Below are 18,974 nucleotides of genomic sequence, written 5' to 3'. Positions count from 1 at the left end.
ACTCGCAGCGGATGATCGACAGCATCGAGGGATCGGTGGCGACCGACGGGGTAGCCGGAACGCCCTCGTAGCGATCGGTGGCGAGCTATGAGTGGGGACGCCCTGGAGGCGACCCCGCCCGGAACGCTCGGCTTGGAGAGCGGCCTCGAGGCGCTTCGTTCGAGCCCCACCTTTCGCGGCCCCGTCGAACCGCTCGAGGGCCACGACACGAACGATCATCTCGCGCTGGTCTACGAGACGAACGAGGAGCGGTTCGCGGCCGTCGTTCCGTTCATGCAACAGGGGTTGGAGGAGGGTGAGCGGTGTCTGTACGTCGTCGACGAGAGCTCCGAGTCCGAGGTGCTCGAGGCACTGCGACTCGGCGGCATCGACGTCGACGCCGCCCTCGAGTCCGGGGCGCTGACGATCCACAGCGTCGAGGAGACGTACCTCAGAAACGGCACGTTCGAGCCCGACGAGATGCTCTCGTTCTACGCCGACGCCATCGAGGACGCCACCGCCGAGTACGAGGCGCTCCGGGTGGGCGCCGAGACCTCGTGGATCCTCGAGGAGGAGACGACGCTCGAGAAGTTCATGGAGTACGAGAGCAAGGTGAACGAGCTCTTCCACGGCGAGGACTGCATCGCGCTCTGTCAGTACGATCGAACGCAGGTCCCGGCGGAGACCCTCTCCGACATCGTCCGGATCCACCCCCATCTCGTCTACGACGACACGGTCTGTCACAACTTCTACTACACGCCGCCCGAGGAGTTCTTCGGCCCCGAACGGCCCGAACGCGAGGTCGAACGAATGCTGGGCACGCTACTGGATCGAACGCGGGCCAAAACGGCGCTTCAGGACCACGAGCGGTTTCTGCGCGCCCTCTACGAGACGACCGCCGATCCGCAAACGTCGTTCATGGCGAAGATCCGGAGGCTGCTCGAGATGGGCTGTGAGCGGTTCGATCTCGAGATCGGGTACTTCGCGCGTACCGGCGACGACACGTTCGAGATCCTCGAGGCGGTCGGCGATCACGAGCTGATCGAGGCCGGGGTCACGGATTCGCTCCGCGACACCTACTGCGAGAAGCTACTCGCGTCGTCCGGTCCGGTCTCCGTGATCGACGCCGCCGAGGTGGGATGGACTGACGACCCCGCATACGACCGGTTCGGACTGGACGCCTACTTCGCGACGACGGTCCACGTCGGCAGCGAGGAGTACGGGACCTTGTGTTTCGCATCCGAGACGACGTGTGAACGGCCGTATACGGACGCCGAACGCGCCCTCCTCGATCTGATGGGCCAGTGGGTGAGCTACGAACTCGATCGTCAACGCCGAGAGCGGTACCTGCGAGAGAGCTACGAGATCACGTCCGATCACACCCTTTCGTTCGAGAGAAAGCTCGATCGGCTGCTCGAGATGGGATGTGAGTGGTTCGGCCTTGAGATGGCCGGGCTGAACTACCTGCCGTCATGGGACGGATCGTTCCGACTGGAGAAGGGCGTCGGATTCGGGTCGGAGACCTCCTCGAACGGGCCCATCACGACGAATCCGAGCGAGGGGTGTTTCTGCCGACGGACGATCACGGAAAGCGAACCGGTTGCCATGACCGACGTACACGGGACCGACTGGGAGGACGATCGGATCCACCGTGAGGTGGGGCTGACGAGTTATCTCGGCACGAAGGTCACGAGCGGCACCTCGCTGTACGGGACCCTCTGGTTCGGAAGCACCGAGCCGCGCGAGCGTCCGTTCTCGGAGGCCGAACGCACCTTCATCGAACTGATCGGACAGTGGATCGGCTACGAGATCGAGCGCCGCGATCACGAGCGATCCCAGCGGGCGCTGTCCGAGATCGCGGCCGACACCGACCGGACGTTCGACAGGAAGCTGCGCGATCTGTTCGACCTCGGCTGTGAGCGGTTCGACCTCGAGCTGGGAGGGATCGCCCGCGTCGATCCCGAGACCGACCTGTTCGAGGTGGAGGCCGTGAGCGAGGACCACGAACACCTCGTTCCCGGGGCGCGAGTCGTGCTCTCGGAGACGTACTGTCGGGTGATCGCCAACGAGGGCGGGACGGCCGGCGTCACCGACCCCATGAACGACGGGTTCGCCGACACGAGAGCGTACGAGGAGTTCGGCGTGAGAGCCTATCTCGGGACGCGAATCGAACTGGACGGCGACCACGACCGGACGCTGTTCTTCGTCGCCTCCAAGCCCCGGGATCGGGAGTTCTCGGAGGCCGAGCGGACGTTTCAGCACTTGATGGGCCAGTGGGTGAAGTACGAACTCGAGCGCGAACGGCGGGAGGGTCGGCTGACCGCGCTCAACGAGATGAGTCGTGAGCTGACGGACGCCGAGACGCCCGACGAGGTCGCCGACTGCGTCATCAGGCACGCCCAGCGCGGTCTCCAGCTCCCGCTGACGACCGTCGCGTACTACGACGAGGACACCGGCGAACTGTCGACCGCCGCACAGACCGCGAGCGCGGAGGACGGGCTGCCGACCGCGACGCTCTGCGCTCCGGGAACCGGCGCGGCATGGGACGCGTTCGTCCTGAACAAGACCCGGTTCGTCGACGGCGACGGGAACGAACGGTCGGTCGGGACCCGCTTCTCCGAGGTCGCAGCGATACCGCTCGCGAGACACGGCGTGTTCCTCACCGCGTCGACGTCCGACGGGTTCGGCCCCAGCGAGCGGGACTTCCTCGGCACCGTCGCGGCCACGATCGAATCCGTCCTCACCCGGACGGAGCGAAAACGGCTCCTCCAGGAACGAGAGCGAACTCTGGAGTCCCAGAACGAGACGCTTCAGCGACTCAACCGAGTCAACGGCATCATCCGGAACATCGACCAGGCGCTCGTCCGCGCGTCTACGCGATCCGAGATCGAGGCCGTCGTCTGTACCCAACTCGCCAGAACGGGGCCGTACGATCTCGCGTGGATCGGCGGTTACGACGCCGTGACGGGCGATTTGACCCCTCGAGAACGCGACGGCGACGAGACGGGGGATCCCGACCTGACCGCCGACACCGTCGACGATGAACGAACCCCGACCGCCGGGGCGATCACGACCCGGGAGCCGCAGGTCGTCGACAACGTGCTCACCGACCCCCCGCTCGAGGAGTGGCAGAAACGAGCGCTCGACCGTGGTTACCGGTCGATCATCGCCCTCCCGTTGGTCTACAAGGAATCGTTGTACGGCGTTCTGACCGTGTACACGAGCCAGCCCGGCGTCTTCGACGGTCTGGAGGGAGCCGTACTCGAGGAGCTCAGCGACACGATCGCCTACGCGATGCACGTCGTCGAGAGCAGGCAGGCGATCGTCGACGACTCGACCGTCGAGCTCGAGTTCGACGTCGGCGATCTACGAGCGGACGTTACCGAACTCGTCGAGCGAACCGACGGCGAGTTCGAGTTCGAGAGCGTCGTCCCGCGATCGGACGGCTCGATCAGAGGCTACTTCACGATGCGCGGAGCGACGGCTGACGAGGTGAGCGAGGCGGCCCGGTCGCTCTCGCTCACGGACGTCGCGCTCGTCACCGAACGCGACGGGTCGGACGGCCCGGAGGGGCTGTTCGAGGCGACGCTCACCGCCGACTGCCCGCTCGTGACCGTGCTGGAACACGGGGCGACGCCACGGGGACTCACGGTGACGCCCGAGGAGGCGCGGTTCGTCGTCGAACTCGCCGCGCAGGCGGACGTCCGGCAGTTCGTCGAGCGGCTCCGGGCCCGTCACTCCGGAATGGAGCTGGTCGCCAAACGTGAACGCGAGCGCGAGCGAACCGCCACGACCCGCCAGGGGTTCGGAACCACGCTCTCGGACGAGCTGACCGACCGTCAGCTCGAGGTGTTGAAGACGGCCTACGCCAGCGGCTACTTCGAGTCGCCGCGCGAGCGAACCGGTACCGAGATCGCGACGACGCTCGACATCTCACAGCCCACCTTCAACACCCACCTCCGCACCGCCCACCGGAAGCTCTGTGGCCTCCTCTTCGAGGGTTCGGGCGGGTAGCCAGGTTCGAGCCACCGTCTCAGTCATCCGCGCTCGTGTTCGCGCGCCCCGTCCCGTCGACCACGAACGCGATCCGGTCGCACGGCCCGTCGGCGACGCTCATGTCGTGTGTCGTCAGGCCCACGGCTCTATCACGGTGATCTCGATTTCCGGGAGTAGCAGGCTACAAGGCGATGGACGGAGACGAGTCGTTCGTGAACGACGGGTCCCTCACCCGGATCGGCACCGCGTGCCTGCTCCTCAGTATCGGCTGGCTCCTCGTCGGCGGCGTTCTGGCACTGCTCGGAACGGTTCCCGTCCTCTGGGTCGGTTACGGTGTGGCCGTCGGATTCACGGTGGGAACGGTAGCGCTCGCCGCCGGTTCGCCGCCGGGTGACACCCCTCCGGAGGCGGCCGTCGGGGCCGGTAGCGCGCTCGCCGGCGTCGCGTGGCTCCTCATTGGGGCGGGAGCGTACCTCCTCACGGGGACGCTCCTGGCGATCGCCGTCGGCGCCGTTCTGCTGATCGGCGGCGTGCTCGTCTTCTCCCGCTACGATCCGGACGAGCGCGCGGTCGACGACTGGGAACGCGACCGATCCGAGCGATGACGGTCGAGGCTCACGGGGACGTGGACGGCTGCCGTCGCCGTCCGTAATGGCCGCCACGTCGATCTACCGAACGCCGGAGGGAGGGGCGTGGATCGAGGTCGCCACGCATGGCCGCGTTCACGCCGATCGAACCCGATCCGCGACCTCGCGGACGGTCTCGTACTCCGAGTCCGAGTACGCGATCACGCGGACGGCGTTCAGCCCCGTCGGTTCGTAGCGAGCGATCTCCTCGCAGACGAACCGTGCACCCTCGGCGAGGTCGAACCCGGCCGCACCCGTCCCAAGGACCGGGACGACGATCGACTCACAGCCCGAGTCGTCCGCCGTTTCGAGCGCGTTTCGTGTCGCCTCGCGGATGCTCTCCTCGGTCGCCCGGCCGTCTCCGTAGTGGGGCATCGCCGCGGCGTGGATCACGTACTCGGCGTCGAGGTCGTACGCGTCGGTGACGGCGACGTCCCCGAGATCGATCGGTCCCTCCGCCATCGCCGCCTCGTTGATCGGTCCGTTCGCGGCCCGTCGAAGCGCGCCGGCGACGCCGCTGCCCATCCGGAGGCTGGTTCCGGCGGCGTTCACGAGCGCGTCTGCCTCCTCTCGAGCGATGTCGCCCTGGACGACGGTGAACTCCATGTCGTGGCCGTACGCGCCGTTCGCACTAAAAATCCGAACCTCGGACGAACCGCTCGTCCCTCGATCCTACTCGATCCACCGCGTCCGTCACGTCCCGCTCGGCTCGTTCGCCGCGACGGACCGCTCCGAGGACGCACGCGAGCAGAAACAGGTCCAGTATTTCGACGGCGTGGCCCTCGAAGCCGGCGTCGTTGCCCTCGACCGCGGCGGTCTCATCGGGCCGTCGTCGGTCCCGATACGGCGAAGGGACGCTCGTCCCTTCTGATACTTCTCGACCGGACCCCGTCCCGGAACCGGGGAGACCGAACGGCTACGCGTCGTCCTCGCCCTCGTCCTCCTCGTCGGAGTCGAACCGGACGCGCTCCTCGGGGTGGGGTTCGACGTGGCTGAGGATCTCGTGGGGGACGTAACCCACGTTGTAGCCGTCCTCGTTCCGAAGCACGATGCCCCGCTCGTATTCTCTGAAGTCGAAACAGTTGATCTCCTCGTAGGCGTTCCCGGGCTTGAACACGACCTTCATACGACGACGGTTGCGACCGACCGCGACAAAAAACCCGTCCTTCGAGGACGGCGGATCGCGGACGTGGTCTCCGGAAGTCTCTGGACGCTCTTTCCATGCGCAGCGAGGGGCTTAATGGCCCAGCGGACCAACGGGAGGTATGAACGAGGAGACCGAGTACGCGACGTTCGCTGGCGGCTGTTTCTGGTGTATCGAGGCGGCGTTCGAGGAGCTCGGCGGCGTCCGCGAGACGACCTCGGGATACTGCGGCGGCCACGTCGAGGAGCCGACCTACCGGGAGGTCTGCAGCGGGAACACGGGCCACGCGGAGGCGGTCCGGATCGGCTACGATCCCGACGTGCTCGACTACCCCGACCTCCTGCGGGTGTTCTTCACCGTCCACGACCCGACGACGCTCAATCGCCAGGGTCCGGACGTCGGCACGCAGTACCGCTCGGCGATCTACCACCACGACGAGCGCCAGCGCGAGCTCGCGGCGGCGTTCATCGCGGAACTCGAGGAACGCGGCGCCTACGACGACGAGATCGTCACCGAACTCGAACCCCTCGGCACGTTCTACGAGGCCGAGCAGGAGCACCAGGACTACTACGAGAAGAACCCGAACGACCGCTACTGCACGATCAACGTCGACCCCAAGATCCGGAAGGTCCGCGAGCAGTTCGCCGAGAAGGCGAAGTAGCCACCGAACGCGGCGTTCCGAACTCGACGATCGGATCGGACGAGATACCGAAAACGTATCCCGATCCGCAGCACAGGGAACCCGATGACAGCGGGCGAACCGTCCGAGGACGACCGGATCTACTACTTCATCAGCGACCTCCACATCGGCGGTGACGAGCAGCTCGAGCACGTCGACTTCCTCGAGGAGCTGCTCGGCTTTCTCCGCGAGCTCGAGTCGACGGAGGAGAACGCGGAGCTGATCATCAACGGCGACGCGTTCGGCCTCTGGGAGTTCACCGGGGTAGAGGGGATCGAGAAATTCAACGTGCTGGTCGAGGGGTATCCGGAGCTGTTCGAGCAGCTCCGCGCGACCGGCGAGAACGTCCGGATCACGCTGATTCCGGGCAATCACGACTACGAACTCGCGGCCTACGACGAGTACGTCGAGCGCCTCGCGGCGTACAACGTAGTGCTCGAACAGGCGGAGTCGATCACGCGGCCGGTCGGCGACAGGTCGGTCTGGATCGAACACGGGATGCAGCGCGACCCGAACAACCGCGTCGAGGACTTCGGCAGCCCGTACGCCAGCCCGCTCGGCTACTACGTGAACCGCCACGTGACGAGCCGGGCGGGCAAGCTCTCGGATCTGGGTCGGTACAACTGGCTCAAGGACATCCAGGCCGTCTCGCCGACCGAACGGATCCCGATGTGGGTGATCTCGAAGTACTTCTACCGCGAGATGCATCCGGTGTTGCGCTACGCGGCGATACCGTTCCTGCTGCTGTTCGAGATCAGCGTGCTCTCCCTGTTCCTCCTGGGCCTCGATATGGCGGGGATCTGGTCGACCCCGGTCACGCTCGCCACCGACGCTACCGGACGACTCGGACTCATCGGGTGGGTGATCGACGGCCTGTTGATCGCCAACCTCGTCGTGGTCGCGCTGCTGGTGCTCGTCGCGATCCCGCTCTACCTCTTCGCCCGGGACGTACGGACGACGCTCGATCGCTTCGGCATCGTCAGGTCGGAGGAGCCGCGAAATCCGGACGAACCGTACGTCGAGGCGGCACGCGAGGTGTTCGAGTCGGCCCCCGAGACCGCGGCGTTCGTCTACGGCCACACCCACCGCCCGGCGGTGACCGAGGTCGACGACCGGGTCGTGATCAACACGGGGACGTGGCTCAAACGCCTTCACCGCCGCGACGTGGTCTTCGGGCTGTTGCCGCCCGTGTTCTACCCGTCCTTTCGCCTGAACTACGTCCGGATCTCCGAGTCGGCCGACGGCGTCGTCGTCGACTACCGGGTCATCGACAAGCCCGATCCGGTGAAGGAGGAACTGACGCTGACCGAACGACTGCTCACCCACCACAGACGGGTCGAGGCGGACGTCCCGGACCGGGTGGTCGTCGACGCCGGCGTCCGGATCACCGAGGACGCCGAGCGGGATTGATCGACGCTTCGGTTCGCCCGCGTCCGGATCGACCGAAGTCGTTCGGCCGTGATCGACGGGGGTCGTCCATCGAGAGAGCGTTGGCCGTCACCGCCGACGGTCACTCGGTCCGGGTTCGAGGCCGGCCGCTGGACGGACGATCGCGACGAAAAAACGGGACGTTGCCGCAGACGGCGAGTGGGTCAACGGGTTCGGTATTCGGCCTCGTCCCGTACCGGGCGTCGATCGAACCATGCAGTGTCCGCCCTCTCAGTGCCCGGTATGCTAACGTATGACACGAGAGCTTGTATTTCTTTCCGTTACTGTCACAGTACCAAGGTGAACGGCTCGACGTCGACGGCTCGAGAGTGCGCGGCGAACCTCGTTCGAGTCCACTCGGGTTCCGTCTAACGCCGAAGACGTCGGGGAGCGAATCGCCCGCCGCAACAGCTATGAACCGACCGTTCAATGTCGCGTGTATGGCGTCGTACTACGTGGTATCCGGCGACTCGGTCGTCGAGGGACCGTTCGAGACCCGCGACGAGGCGCGGAAGCGAAAGGCCGATCTCTCGACGAGCGACGTGGGCGTCACCTACCGGGTCGAACGGCGGTGAACTACCCCGTGTCGTTTGCTCACGGCGTTCGCCGTTCGCTCCGTGAGCGACGAACGTACCACCTGAAATCAGTTACTCCGTGGTCAGACGTACCAGCACGTCGTCCTCGTCGCGAGGGAACCGACCGCCGGCGCGTCCGTCGCGGTTCGACGTGATCGCGTATAGGTCGCCGTCTGGCGCCTGCCCCACGTGACGAATCCGTCCGAGTTCGTCCTGAAGCGTTCGTTGGGACACCGCCGTGTAGGCGTCGTCCATCCACCGGTCTTCGTATCGTGTCCCCTCCTCAGGGAGCTCGTCATCCCCCTCGAACAGATCGATGACGATCACCTGCTGTGAACGCAACCCGCCGACGAGTAGCCGGCCGCTGGACTCGGGGTTGGCGTCTCCGTTCTCGTAGATACTCATCCCCGATGGAGCCCACGTCTCCTCGGTACCGGTGTTTACGAGCGGGCGGTCGTAGTCGGAATCCGAGTACTCGTCGCCGTCTCGGGCTGCCGGCCAGCCGTAGTTCCCGCCCGCGGTCAAGCGGCTGATCTCGTCACGAGCCGTCGGACCGTGTTCGGCGACGATCGGGGTACCGCCCGGGAGCCAGTCGATCCCCTGTGGGTTCCGATGTCCGATCGTATAGCAGCGCGGCTCGTCGAACCCGGGATTCGCATCGCTCGGTTCGCCGTCCGGGGTCACCCGGAGGACGCTTCCGGCCATCGAGTCGGGGTTCTGTGCGAGATCAGTGTCGTTCGCGTCGCCGGCGAGAATCCAGAGGTCGTCCTCCGGACCGAACGCGATCCGTCCACCGTTGTGGATCCGCGCCGACGGTATTCCCTCGACGATCGTCTCCGCCTCCGGGTCGGTCGAACCATCCAGATCGTACCGAACGACGCGGTTGTCCCCTGCGGTCGTGTAGTAGGCGTACAACCGATCGTCGAGATCGCCGGAACCGAGCGCGAGTCCGAGCAGCCCGCCCTCGCCGCGCTCGGTGGCATCGGGCTCGAGTACCGTCTCGCGTTCACCGTTCCCGAGATCGACCCGACTGATGCGGCCGGAACGTTCGGAGACGAACGCCCCGTCTTCGCCGGAGAACGTCAGATCCCATGGCGTGTCGAGATCGGTGAGAAGGGGATCGACGGTGAACCCGAGGTCGGCTCCCTCCGGGCGATCCTCGTCGGGCTCGAGACCGAGACATCCCGCGAGTGCCGCCGTTCCGAGGGCAGCGACCGCACGCCGTCGAGTGAAGGTCATGGCCCCGGTACGGCCGTCGGGCGCAAAAGCCCGCCGTCCTCCCGATCGGAGAACGAGATATGTACCGCCCCGTCGAAACCGGATCATGCCGTCGAACTACGGAATCGCCGACCTGACCTGGCGGGAACTCGAAGCGACGATCGACGAGACGAGCACGCTGTTGCTCCCGGTGGGAAGCACCGAACAACACGGCCACCACCTGCCCCTCGGGGTCGACACCTACGTTCCCGAGGCGATCGCCGATCGGGTCGCGGAGCGCAGCTCCTGTCTGGTCGCCCCGTCGATCCCCTACGGCGTCAGCCCGCACCACACGTTCAAGCCGGGGACGGTCACCGTGGGGAGCGAGACCTTTCGACGGTACGTCCGGGACGTCTGTACCTCCGTCGGCGAGTGGGGCATCGAGAACGTGCTGCTGCTCAACGGCCACTACCTCGTCCAGGACCCCGAACTCGAGATCGTCGTACGCGACCTCCGCGTCGAGGACGGGATGCGGGCGTTCCACGTTCCGCTGGTGGATCTCTTCGACGACGTCGCCCGTGAGGTCCGCGAGAGCGAGCTCTCCTTTCACGCCTCCGAGTTCGAGACGAGCCTGATGCTCGCGCTGTTCCCCGATCTCGTTCACATGGATCGCGCGGAGGCCACGACCGCGCCCGACGCGCTGCCGCTGACCGACTACGACGCCCTGGGCGAGAACCGAGTGGGGTGGGCGCTCTCGGCCGAGGAGATGGCCGACCTCACCCCGACGGGGAACCTCGGCGATCCGACCGGCGCCACCGTGGAGACCGGCGAGCGGCTGGTCGAGGCGGTCGTCTCGAGGACGGCCGCGCTGGTCGACGCGCTCGAGGGGTCGTAGGACGGTCGACCGCCGCGTCGACGGAACGGAGACGGGCGATTTATCTCTCCCGCGGGTGGAGGGCGCACGATGGTCGGGACGAACGCGTCGCTGGGCGGACTGCTCGAACTCACGCGGCCGGTCAACGCCCTCGTTGCCGGCGTTCTGACGGGGATCGGGGCGTTCGTCGCCGGCGGACTGCTCGCGGCTCCGGCGGCGGCGGCCGCGGCCGTCGGCGCCACGGCGTTCGCGACCGCGGCCGGCAACGCGATCAACGACTACTTCGACCGCGGGATCGACGCGATCAACCAGCCCGACCGGCCGATCCCCCGCGGAGCGGTCTCGCCGCGGGCGGCGCTCGCGTTCAGCGCCGCGCTGTTCGCCGGCGCCGTCCTCCTGGCACTGACGCTGCCGGCGCTCGCGCTCGCCATCGCCGTCGTCAACCTCCTGTTGCTGATCGCGTACACCCAGCTGTTCAAGGGGCTCCCCGGCGTCGGTAACGCCGTCGTCGCCGCGCTCGGCGGGAGCACGTTCCTCTTCGGCGGTGCGGCGGTGGGCGACGTCGCCGCTCCTGGCGTGCTGTTCGTGCTGGCGGCGCTCTCGACCTTCACGAGGGAGGTGATCAAGGACGTCGAGGACCTCGAGGGCGACCGCGAGGAGGGACTCAACACGCTGCCGATCGCGATCGGCGAGCGACCGGCGCTCTGGGTAGGGACTGCGTGTCTGCTCGTCGCCGTCCTCGCGAGCCCGCTTCCCTACCTGCTCGGCGCGCTCGGCGTGACCTACCTGCTCGCGGTGCTGCCGGCGAACGTCGTGATGCTCGCGGCCGCCGCCTCGAGCTTTCGCGACCCGACGACGGGTCAGAAGCGTCTGAAGTACGGGATGTTCCTCGCGGCGTTCGCGTTCGTCGTCGGACGAGTCGCGCTCGAGATTCCCGGGGGGATCTAAGCGACCGGTCGACGGCGTCGATTGCCCGACCCAGAAGGGTTAATTCCCGCGCCCGTCTCGAACCGCGTATGCCCGTCGAGAGCGATGCCGAGCTGCGTGAGCTGCTCGGCCTTCGCACCGTCGCGGTGGTCGGCTGTTCCGCGACGCCCGGCAAGGACGCCCACGAGAACCCGAGCTATCTCCTCGAACACGGCTACGAGGTGATTCCGGTGAACCCCAACCGCGAGACGGTATTCGGCCGGGAAGCGTACGACTCGCTCTCGGACGTCGATCGGGAGATCGAGGTCGTCAACGTCTTTCGTCCCAGCGAGGAGGTCTCGGACGTCGTCGATCAGGTGCTCGAGCGCGAGGACGTGAAGGTGCTCTGGCTCCAGTTGGGCATCTCGGATCCCGACGCCGAGGCCCGTGCCGAGGACGCGGAGATTCACGTCGTCTCGGACCGCTGCATGAAGGTCGAACACCAGCGACTGCACGCGCCGTAACACCGCCTCGAGACGTCCTGGCGTCCGGCGGCCGTCGCGTGTCTCCCGGCTCCGGAGCCACTCGGCCCCCGACGTGGAGCCAGCGCACGATCCCCGCGGAACCGAATCCGGAGCAGTGGCGAACCCGGTCGTGAACCACGGCCCGGGCTCGACCGCTCCGCTCGACTCGGTAGTCACGTAGCGTCTCCTCGAACACGATACGGCACGAACGTTCATCGCTTCGACTCTCCGCCAATGTCAATTATCTCCTATATTTAGGAAATCTCATATTACCGTAGATATACTCTAGAACATGGTACGACGACCGACGAGATCCGCTATCGAATTCCCGAGGCGAAACGGGTGTTGGGGTGATTGAGCATGCCACGAACGCGTTTCGTCGTCGCGGTGGTGCTCACCGCAGTCATGGTCCTGGGCGCCGGTTGCGCCGGCTTCGGAACCGATGGTCCCGCCGATCCCTCGGAGGTGTCCAACGGGGACGCGGACGACCAGGAGAACGAGAGTCCGAGTAACGACACGGAAGCCACCAACGAGTCCTCGTCGAACTCCTCCGACGACTCGAACGAGCACGACGAGACGGATCCACCCGAGTCCTCCGACGAGGACGACCCCGATGAGTCACCTGCCGTTGACGGGTCCGACGACGGCGGATCGGCGGACGGGACCGAGGGTACCGATAGCACCGGCGACGCCGAGGAGAGTGACGACGCCGACTCCGGAACGAACTCCGGCCAGGAGGACACCGCTAGCTCGGACGACGGCAACGGTGACACAGCGAACGACGGCAACGGCGACGACGCTCCCGCCGAGAACGGAGGCGACGGTGACGGCGGTGAGGACTCGCCGGAGAGCGGTGATGAGAACGCTGACGGCGGCGATGGCGGCGACGCGGACAACGAGAGCGGCGAGGAGGAGCAAGTCTACACCCTGACGGTCGAGGCCGACTCGCCGGTGACGCTGGAACGGACTTGGGAGGACGCCAGCACGACCCGGGAGCCGACCGACGGCACCGTCGAGTTCTCGGTGATCGAGGGTAGCTACGCCCTCTCGGCCGGCGGATACCACGACGTCCCCGAGGAGATGGCGATCCAGGTCGACTCGGACACCACCGTCACCCTGCAGAGCGAGGACGGTGGGGAGATCGAGGTGAACGTCGTCGACGCCGAGACCGGCGAGCCGATCGAGGGCGCCGAGATCAGTGGCGTCTGCGACTGGTACTACTCCTCCGGTGACGCCTACGTGACCGGCGAGACCGACGCTGACGGCATCGCGACCGCCCACGCGGAGCTGGCGCCGACGGACTGTGACGCGACCGTCTCCGCCGAGGGGTACGAGAGCGAGAGCGTGGCCCTGTCGGTCCCCGACGACGACGGCGTGACGGTCGAACTCGAACCCGAGGTGTCCGAGACGCCCGAGACCAACACGCTGACCGTCGAGGTCACCAACGCCGAGACCGGCGAACCGATCGAGGGCGCCGCCGTCGAGGCCCACGGCGCCGACGGCGACCCCGGCGACACGAGGGACCTGCGATACGAGGCGCAGACGAACGAGAACGGCGTCGCCGAGATGGAGGTTCAGGCAGCCATGAACTACGTCATCACCGTCGAGGCCGCGGGCTACGAGACCGGCCACGGTGAGGTGTCCCTGGATCGTGAGACCAGCATCGAACTGACGCCTGAGGAGGGCGAGGAAATGAATAGCCATGATTCTTTGTCTGATCGGTAACTCGAACCGAGAGGGCATCGAACCAGAAAGATGGTAATATCGACATTCTCATGCCAGGCGAATGTATTAGCGATCCAGTTTCTTGATTAGGGCAGAATAATTCTCTCCAGATCGTACCTTTATATTGCACCCCCTTACACAATCAGAGAAGTCATGGTTGATGGAACGGATTACCCGGGATTCTCCGAGCCAGAGCAAGAAAAACCTCCGTTGACCAAAGAGGGTCTGAAGGACTCTCTTCTAATGTGGGGTCCTGCTTATCTTGAAGGGATCTTTGGATCACTCAAAATGACTACTGCTGCTTTTGCAGGCGCTTTGATTGCTGCCAATGTCGACCTCAATCTGCCAGCAGGGGATGCCTTTTCTTTTGCAACAGATTTGGCAGCCCTGTTTATAATGATATATTTCATGGAGTATCTACTCATCGGTCTCATTAATCGAGATTTCACCGATGAGAAATCCTAACTACCCCTCTGAAGTCCAGTAGATGACTATTGGCCATCCGGTCTTTCGCCCTTGTAGGATGTCTTTCCTAGCCCTGATCTAGAGATCTCTGATTGTCCTGATAGGCTTCCGCTCTGGTATTACTAGCGGGGTCCCAACGTCACCCATCATCCTTCCCACTCCTCGAACGACCGGTAGATTCCCTTCGAGAGGTAGCGCTCGCTCGAGTCGGGGAAGATCGTGACGACGCCGTCGTGGGGTGTGTCGATCTCGCCTCCTTCGATCCGTTCTGCGACTCCGCGGGCGGCGATGCTCGCCGCGCCCGCGCTCGAGGCGACGAGGTGACCCTCCTCGCTCGCCAACCGTTTGAGCTCCTCCTGGGCGGCTCGGTCGGTCACCTGGATCACCTCGTCGACCAGGTCGGGCTCGAACAGCTCGTTCGTCGTGGGGTCGTGGGTACCGATCCCCTCGGTCTTGTACTCCGCCTCCTCGACGTCCTCGCCCTTGGTCCCGGCGTAGAGCGACCCATCGGGTTCGACCGCCACGACGTGGGTCTCCGGGTCCTGCTCCAACGCGTACTTCGCGAGCCCCATCAGCGTCCCCGCGGTGCCACAGCCGGCGACGATCGCGCCCACCTCGCCGTCGAGCGCCTCGTAGATCTCCGGGGCGGTGGTCTCGTAGTGGGCCTCCGTGTTCAGCGGGTTCGAGAACTGCTGGGGGACGACGGCGTTATCGAGCTCCTCCGCGAGCCCGTGTGCGCGCTCGATCGCTCCGCCCATCCCCTCCGCGGAGGGCGTGTTGATCACCTCCGCGCCAAGCGCCGCCATCAGCTGCTGTTTCTCGACGCTGAAGCGCTCGGGGACGACGAAGATCGCCTTCAGATCGAGCTGGCCGGCCGCGACCGCGATCCCGATCCCCGTGTTGCCTGCCGTGGGCTCGATCACCGTTCCGCCCGGAGAGACGTCGCCGCGCTCGAGCATCCGTTCGAGCATGTACTTCCCGATGCGGTCCTTGACGCTGGCGCCGGGGTTGAACGACTCGAGCTTCGCGTAGACGGGCACCGACTCGGGCGCGGCGTTGATCGCGACAAGCGGCGTCCGGCCGACGGTTTCGAGAACGGACCCCTTTGGCTCCAGGTGGTCGGTCATCGTCCCCCCGATGCCCTCGGAGCTACTTAACTGGTCTCGCTTCCCGTGCCCGCGTCCTCGGTCGCTTTCGGGGTCTCGGACGGGTCGGCGTCGGCGGCCGCCCCGGTCCGTGTGCTCGCGTCGACGTCGTCGATCGAGGCATCGGTGAGCACCTCCTCGACGTCGATGCCTTGCTCCTCGGCGAGCGCCTCGAGCAGCGCACGGTTCTGCTCGTGTTTGACCTTCAGTTCAGTAACGGTATCGTGGGTGGTGTCGACCTTCACCCGGAGCTCCGCGAGCTGTTCGCGGAGCTCGTCGACCTGTGCGTACACCTGTTCGGCCTTGTCGGCGATGATCTGGATCTTCTTCGTCGTACTGCCCAGTCCCATGACTCGTCCGTTCGTCCCGCGAGTAATGGGTGTTGCGCTCGCGTTCGAACGTCTCCCCCGCTATCGAACGACCGTCACCTCACCGGCGACCCCTTCACGACGTCCTCGGCGACGTTATCAGAACGCATAGCGTTCTGATTGGCTCGAAGATCCGACGGATCTTCGAACGCTCCCCAACAGGATCTTCGAGATCCTCGAGCGGTCGTGACTCCCCATGACGATGCGGTCGACGTCGTTCTCTCGTGCGTACTCAACGATCGTGCTTCCGGGCGGACCCCGTTCGATGACCGTCGTGATCTCGGCTCCGTCTTGCTCCGCCCGCCGCTCCGCGTCGGCCAACAGCTCTTCCATCTCCTCACGGCGCCGTCCGGACGGATCGCCGGCCGCGGCTCCCTCGAGGCCGTGGCCGGAGCTGCCGGGATCGATCGCGTGGAGTAGGACGATTTCGTCGTCCGGATACTCCCGCAGGGCCTCCTCGAACGCCTCCGAGGCTGGGTCGGACTCGTCGAACGGAACGAGAACGCGCTGGCTCATGCGAAGGCGTATCACCGCCCACGGCCAATAGCCCGCGCCTGCGCTCGCGCCGCTCGCCTTCGGCCGGACGAGAACTGCGGTCGTCTCCCCGAGGTGGGTCGATCCGTCCGTTCCGAGAGCCGGGCGTTAATGTACGGGCGTTTCCTCTCCCCGGGCATGGACCTCACGCGTCGTGCCCCCCAACTGGGGATCGTCGCCTGTCTCGCCGCCATCGCCGTCGCGGTCGCCCCGTACGTTCTGCTCCCGGCGGATGCGAGCACGGGGATCGCCCGCTACTACGGCGCCGGCGCGTTCGGCCCCACGATCGTCGCGGTGTTCGCCGCCGTCAACGTCGTCGTCCTCGGCGCCGCCGTTCGCGAGCGCTCGGATCCGGTCACGATCGCCGGTGCCGCGCTGGTGATCGGGCTGTTCATGACGCTGATGTCGCTCGAGTGGATCGTCTCGCTGTCGCCCGAACGCGTGACGGGCATCACGACCCAGGACTGGCTCGTCTACCACCGCTGGGCGGTCCTGGCCTGCTCCGTTCTGGTCGCCGTCACCGCCGGGCTGTACGCCAGGGCGCTCGACGTGCTCTGAGCCCGCCGGCTCCGTCCGACAGCCTCTTAAGGACCGTTCCCCTACGATTAGATGGACTCAGGTCGGGCAGTTAGGCCCTGCTCGCAACCCGCACTACGGTCTTCAGCGGGGACCGAACCCCGGGTGCGTCCGGACCGACCGGCGCGGGCCCCGGGAGCCAACTGAGAAGCCTCGTCCGTCGGGGACAGCGGTCCGCGGCGAGCGTCCGCAGGGACGTGCCGCTGCGGTTGGTCGGTGGAAATCCGTCAGGCACGGAAGTGAGCAGCGGGCCACCGGACACCTGTCGCTCGACGGATCGCGGGGTGGAGAAGGCAACCGGGATTCCCCGCGCCGGAACGCCGGGCAACCCCGGGCGTCCACCATTCATATCGAATCCCTTCATCGAGCAGCCGAGCGGCCGGAAGGGCTATCACCGGCCTGCTCCGTCCCGCTACATGCTCGACTCGCACGAGCCGTCGTTTCGTCGACGGCTCCGCCAGTCGCTGATCACCGGCACCGCGATCACGATCCCGTTCGTCCTCACGCTGATCGTCCTCGGATTCGTCCTCAACTTCGTCGCCCAGACGTTGAACCCCGTCGTCTGGCTCGCCGACTACTCCGAGGTCGAGGTCGCCGACCCGATCGTCCAGGCGACGACGATCCTCACCCTGGTCGCGCTCGTGATGGTCGTCGGCGTCGTCGCCGAACACACCGACGGCGATCGGGTTGTCGGCGGTTTCCACGCCGCAATGGAGTCGATCCCCGGCGTGAGTTCGATCTACAACAGCTTCCGACGGATGAGCGACGTTCTCCTCGAGAGCGACGTCGAGAGCTTTCAGGAGGTGGTGCTCGTCGAGTTCCCACGGGAGGGGACGTTCGCGCTCGGCTATCTCACCGGCCGTCCGCCCGCGGAGGTGGTCGCGGCCGCGGGCTACGAGGAGATGCTCACGCTGTTCGTACCGCTCGCGCCCAACCCAGTGATGGGCGGCTTTCTGGTCTACGTCCCCGAGTCACAGGTGTACGACCTCGAGATGACCGTCGAGGAGAGCGTCCAGGCGATCATCACCAGCGGCGTCGCCCACAACGAGTCGGCCGCCGGGCGGACGGACTGAGCGAATCGATCACTCGGCGGGCTCGTTCGCGCTCGCCTGCGCGCCGATCGTATCGGCGCTGCCGACCGAGAGACCGCCCTCGAGGACCCGATAGGGGTAGGGGATGTCGATCCCCTCGGCGTCGAAACGCTCCTTGACGGCGGTGACGTACTCCCCCTGGACCTTCATGAAGTCCGCCCGCGAAGGGTCGGCGATCCAGAAGCGCGACTGCAGTCCGACGTCCGAATCGTTGAGCTCGGTCAGCCGAACCGACGGCTCGGGGTCGTCGAGGATCTCGTCGTGCGCGCGTGCCTCCTCGATGATGATGTCGGTCGCCTTCTGGATGTCGTCGTCGTAGCCGATACCGAAGACGAACTTCCGGCGGAGCTTGTCCTTGGCGACGGGGTTCTTCACCGCGTTGTCGGTGAGCTCGGAGTTCGGGACGGTGACGAGTTCGTTGTCGAAGGTGCGCACCCGCGTCACGCGCAGGCTGATGTCCTCGACGACGCCGGAGTACTCGCCCTCCTGCCACTCGATCCAGTCGCCGATCCGGAAGGGTTTCTCGGTGAAGATGAACACGCCGGCGACGAAGTTCGAGATGACCGACTGCATCGCGATACCGATCGCGAGCGCCGCGGCGGCGGCGATCGTCGCGAGCGACGTGAGGAAGTTCCCGTATCCTCCGAAGCCGAACGCGGCCGCGATCGCCCCGAACAACACCCCGAACCAGACGAGCTTCTTCAGTGGACGGCGGGCGTGTGGTTCGAGATCCCGGGTCTCGAAGGCTCGATCGAGCAGGGGGAGGACCACCACACGGCCGAGGAACACCAGGGCGACGAACGCGACGAGAAAGCGGATCGCACCGTCGATCGCCGCGGCGGGTCCCGGGCGAAGCCCGACGTCTACGAGGGCCCCCTCCAGGACCATCAGTGATACACCGCCGTGTTCCCACGCGTCTCGATCAGCGTCGCGTCGACTCGGTCCGCGAGCTCCTCGGCGAGCTCCTCGACCGTCGTCCCGCCGCGGGCCGCCCGGTGGAACTTCACCTTCACCAGCTCGCGGTCGTCGAGCTGGTCGCTCAGCTCGTCCGTGACGGCGCCGATCCCGCTCTTCCCGACCCAGACGGTCACGTCGACGTCGTGTGCGTTCTTCCGCAGCTCCTGTCTGTCCATGGCTGGTCT

At 66.2% G+C, this 18,974-nt stretch carries 21 protein-coding genes and 1 other RNA gene; 14 read left to right on the top strand and 8 right to left on the bottom strand.

Annotated elements, in window-relative coordinates; translation table 11 throughout:
• Nucleotides 1–87: 87 nt before the first annotated feature.
• The gene (locus V0Z78_RS12890; protein ID WP_336345041.1) at nucleotides 88–3,993 is read left to right on the top strand and encodes an MEDS domain-containing protein; all 3,906 of its coding nucleotides are present in this window, start codon (nucleotides 88–90) and stop codon (nucleotides 3,991–3,993) included.
• Between the two features lie 194 nt (nucleotides 3,994–4,187).
• Complete coding sequence (locus V0Z78_RS12885; protein ID WP_336345040.1) at nucleotides 4,188–4,580, top strand: hypothetical protein; 393 nt, start codon at nucleotides 4,188–4,190, stop codon at nucleotides 4,578–4,580.
• 117 nt (nucleotides 4,581–4,697) lie between these two features.
• Here the strand turns inward: V0Z78_RS12885 and V0Z78_RS12880 are convergent, their stop codons facing one another.
• Entirely contained in the window at nucleotides 4,698–5,207 is a 510-nt protein-coding gene (locus V0Z78_RS12880) for a macro domain-containing protein (RefSeq protein WP_336345039.1), read from the bottom strand.
• Between V0Z78_RS12880 and V0Z78_RS12875 the strand changes: the two genes are divergently transcribed.
• Nucleotides 5,206–5,472 carry a hypothetical protein gene (locus tag V0Z78_RS12875; RefSeq protein ID WP_336345038.1) on the top strand — a complete coding sequence of 89 codons (267 nt, stop codon included), beginning with the start codon at nucleotides 5,206–5,208 and terminating at the stop codon, nucleotides 5,470–5,472. The genes V0Z78_RS12880 and V0Z78_RS12875 overlap by 2 nt on opposite strands.
• Before the next feature lie 45 nt (nucleotides 5,473–5,517).
• Here the strand turns inward: V0Z78_RS12875 and V0Z78_RS12870 are convergent, their stop codons facing one another.
• Nucleotides 5,518–5,727, bottom strand: a complete 210-nt coding sequence (locus tag V0Z78_RS12870) for a hypothetical protein (RefSeq protein WP_336345037.1) — start codon at nucleotides 5,725–5,727, stop codon at nucleotides 5,518–5,520.
• A 139-nt stretch (nucleotides 5,728–5,866) separates the two neighbouring features.
• On the opposite strand from V0Z78_RS12870, the gene msrA reads away from it, so the two are divergent.
• The 3 genes from msrA (at nucleotide 5,867) to V0Z78_RS12855 (ending at nucleotide 8,427) form a co-directional block, all read left to right on the top strand.
• Complete coding sequence (gene msrA, locus V0Z78_RS12865; RefSeq protein WP_336345036.1) at nucleotides 5,867–6,406, top strand: peptide-methionine (S)-S-oxide reductase MsrA; 540 nt, start codon at nucleotides 5,867–5,869, stop codon at nucleotides 6,404–6,406.
• An 84-nt stretch (nucleotides 6,407–6,490) separates the two neighbouring features.
• Nucleotides 6,491–7,834: a metallophosphoesterase gene (locus tag V0Z78_RS12860; RefSeq protein ID WP_336345035.1), complete on the top strand. Its 1,344-nt coding sequence runs from the start codon at nucleotides 6,491–6,493 to the stop codon at nucleotides 7,832–7,834.
• Nucleotides 7,835–8,292: 458 nt separating this feature from the next.
• Nucleotides 8,293–8,427 (top strand): hypothetical protein, encoded by a 135-nt coding sequence (locus V0Z78_RS12855; protein WP_336345034.1) that lies wholly within the window; start codon nucleotides 8,293–8,295, stop codon nucleotides 8,425–8,427.
• 72 nt (nucleotides 8,428–8,499) lie between these two features.
• On the opposite strand, the gene V0Z78_RS12850 is transcribed toward V0Z78_RS12855, so the two are convergent.
• Nucleotides 8,500–9,666, bottom strand: a complete 1,167-nt coding sequence (locus V0Z78_RS12850; RefSeq protein WP_336345033.1) for a PQQ-dependent sugar dehydrogenase — start codon at nucleotides 9,664–9,666, stop codon at nucleotides 8,500–8,502.
• Nucleotides 9,667–9,751: 85 nt separating this feature from the next.
• Between V0Z78_RS12850 and V0Z78_RS12845 the strand changes: the two genes are divergently transcribed.
• The 5 genes from V0Z78_RS12845 to V0Z78_RS12825 all read left to right on the top strand — a co-directional run bounded on the left by V0Z78_RS12845 (nucleotide 9,752) and on the right by V0Z78_RS12825 (nucleotide 14,118).
• On the top strand, nucleotides 9,752–10,519 hold the full coding sequence (locus V0Z78_RS12845; RefSeq protein ID WP_336345032.1) for a creatininase family protein: 768 nt from the start codon (nucleotides 9,752–9,754) through the stop codon (nucleotides 10,517–10,519).
• A 69-nt stretch (nucleotides 10,520–10,588) separates the two neighbouring features.
• Nucleotides 10,589–11,446 (top strand): geranylgeranylglycerol-phosphate geranylgeranyltransferase, encoded by an 858-nt coding sequence (locus tag V0Z78_RS12840; RefSeq protein ID WP_336345031.1) that lies wholly within the window; start codon nucleotides 10,589–10,591, stop codon nucleotides 11,444–11,446.
• Between the two features lie 68 nt (nucleotides 11,447–11,514).
• A complete protein-coding gene (locus V0Z78_RS12835) occupies nucleotides 11,515–11,928 on the top strand; it encodes a CoA-binding protein (RefSeq protein WP_336345030.1) in 414 nt (137 codons plus the stop codon).
• 360 nt (nucleotides 11,929–12,288) lie between these two features.
• Entirely contained in the window at nucleotides 12,289–13,653 is a 1,365-nt protein-coding gene (locus tag V0Z78_RS12830; protein WP_336345029.1) for a carboxypeptidase regulatory-like domain-containing protein, read from the top strand.
• Nucleotides 13,654–13,806: 153 nt separating this feature from the next.
• Nucleotides 13,807–14,118 carry a hypothetical protein gene (locus V0Z78_RS12825; protein WP_336345028.1) on the top strand — a complete coding sequence of 104 codons (312 nt, stop codon included), beginning with the start codon at nucleotides 13,807–13,809 and terminating at the stop codon, nucleotides 14,116–14,118.
• 146 nt (nucleotides 14,119–14,264) lie between these two features.
• Here V0Z78_RS12825 and V0Z78_RS12820 read toward each other — a convergent pair whose 3' ends face one another.
• From V0Z78_RS12820 to V0Z78_RS12810, 3 genes are all read right to left on the bottom strand, one after another.
• A complete protein-coding gene (locus V0Z78_RS12820; protein WP_336345027.1) occupies nucleotides 14,265–15,245 on the bottom strand; it encodes a PLP-dependent cysteine synthase family protein in 981 nt (326 codons plus the stop codon).
• 26 nt (nucleotides 15,246–15,271) lie between these two features.
• Nucleotides 15,272–15,613: a DUF5798 family protein gene (locus tag V0Z78_RS12815; protein WP_336345026.1), complete on the bottom strand. Its 342-nt coding sequence runs from the start codon at nucleotides 15,611–15,613 to the stop codon at nucleotides 15,272–15,274.
• 117 nt (nucleotides 15,614–15,730) lie between these two features.
• Nucleotides 15,731–16,147 (bottom strand): universal stress protein, encoded by a 417-nt coding sequence (locus V0Z78_RS12810; protein ID WP_336345025.1) that lies wholly within the window; start codon nucleotides 16,145–16,147, stop codon nucleotides 15,731–15,733.
• A 156-nt stretch (nucleotides 16,148–16,303) separates the two neighbouring features.
• Between V0Z78_RS12810 and V0Z78_RS12805 the strand changes: the two genes are divergently transcribed.
• The 3 genes from V0Z78_RS12805 to V0Z78_RS12795 all read left to right on the top strand — a co-directional run bounded on the left by V0Z78_RS12805 (nucleotide 16,304) and on the right by V0Z78_RS12795 (nucleotide 17,814).
• A complete protein-coding gene (locus tag V0Z78_RS12805) occupies nucleotides 16,304–16,723 on the top strand; it encodes a DUF7548 family protein (protein WP_336345024.1) in 420 nt (139 codons plus the stop codon).
• Between the two features lie 49 nt (nucleotides 16,724–16,772).
• Nucleotides 16,773–17,085: signal recognition particle sRNA (gene ffs, locus V0Z78_RS12800), an RNA gene on the top strand.
• Nucleotides 17,086–17,157: 72 nt separating this feature from the next.
• Nucleotides 17,158–17,814 (top strand): DUF502 domain-containing protein, encoded by a 657-nt coding sequence (locus V0Z78_RS12795; RefSeq protein ID WP_336345023.1) that lies wholly within the window; start codon nucleotides 17,158–17,160, stop codon nucleotides 17,812–17,814.
• Nucleotides 17,815–17,823: 9 nt separating this feature from the next.
• On the opposite strand, the gene V0Z78_RS12790 is transcribed toward V0Z78_RS12795, so the two are convergent.
• A complete protein-coding gene (locus tag V0Z78_RS12790) occupies nucleotides 17,824–18,720 on the bottom strand; it encodes a mechanosensitive ion channel family protein (RefSeq protein ID WP_336345022.1) in 897 nt (298 codons plus the stop codon).
• Nucleotides 18,720–18,965, bottom strand: a complete 246-nt coding sequence (locus tag V0Z78_RS12785) for a YhbY family RNA-binding protein (protein ID WP_336345021.1) — start codon at nucleotides 18,963–18,965, stop codon at nucleotides 18,720–18,722. The genes V0Z78_RS12790 and V0Z78_RS12785 overlap by 1 nt, the downstream gene beginning before the upstream one ends.
• Nucleotides 18,966–18,974: the final 9 nt, after the last annotated feature.

The organism is Halalkalicoccus sp. CG83 (assembly GCF_037081715.1).
Classification (GTDB): Archaea; Halobacteriota; Halobacteria; order Halobacteriales; family Halalkalicoccaceae; genus Halalkalicoccus; species Halalkalicoccus ordinarius.
Note: the sequence above shows the minus strand (reverse complement) of the source record. Positions and strands in the feature narration are given on the sequence as shown.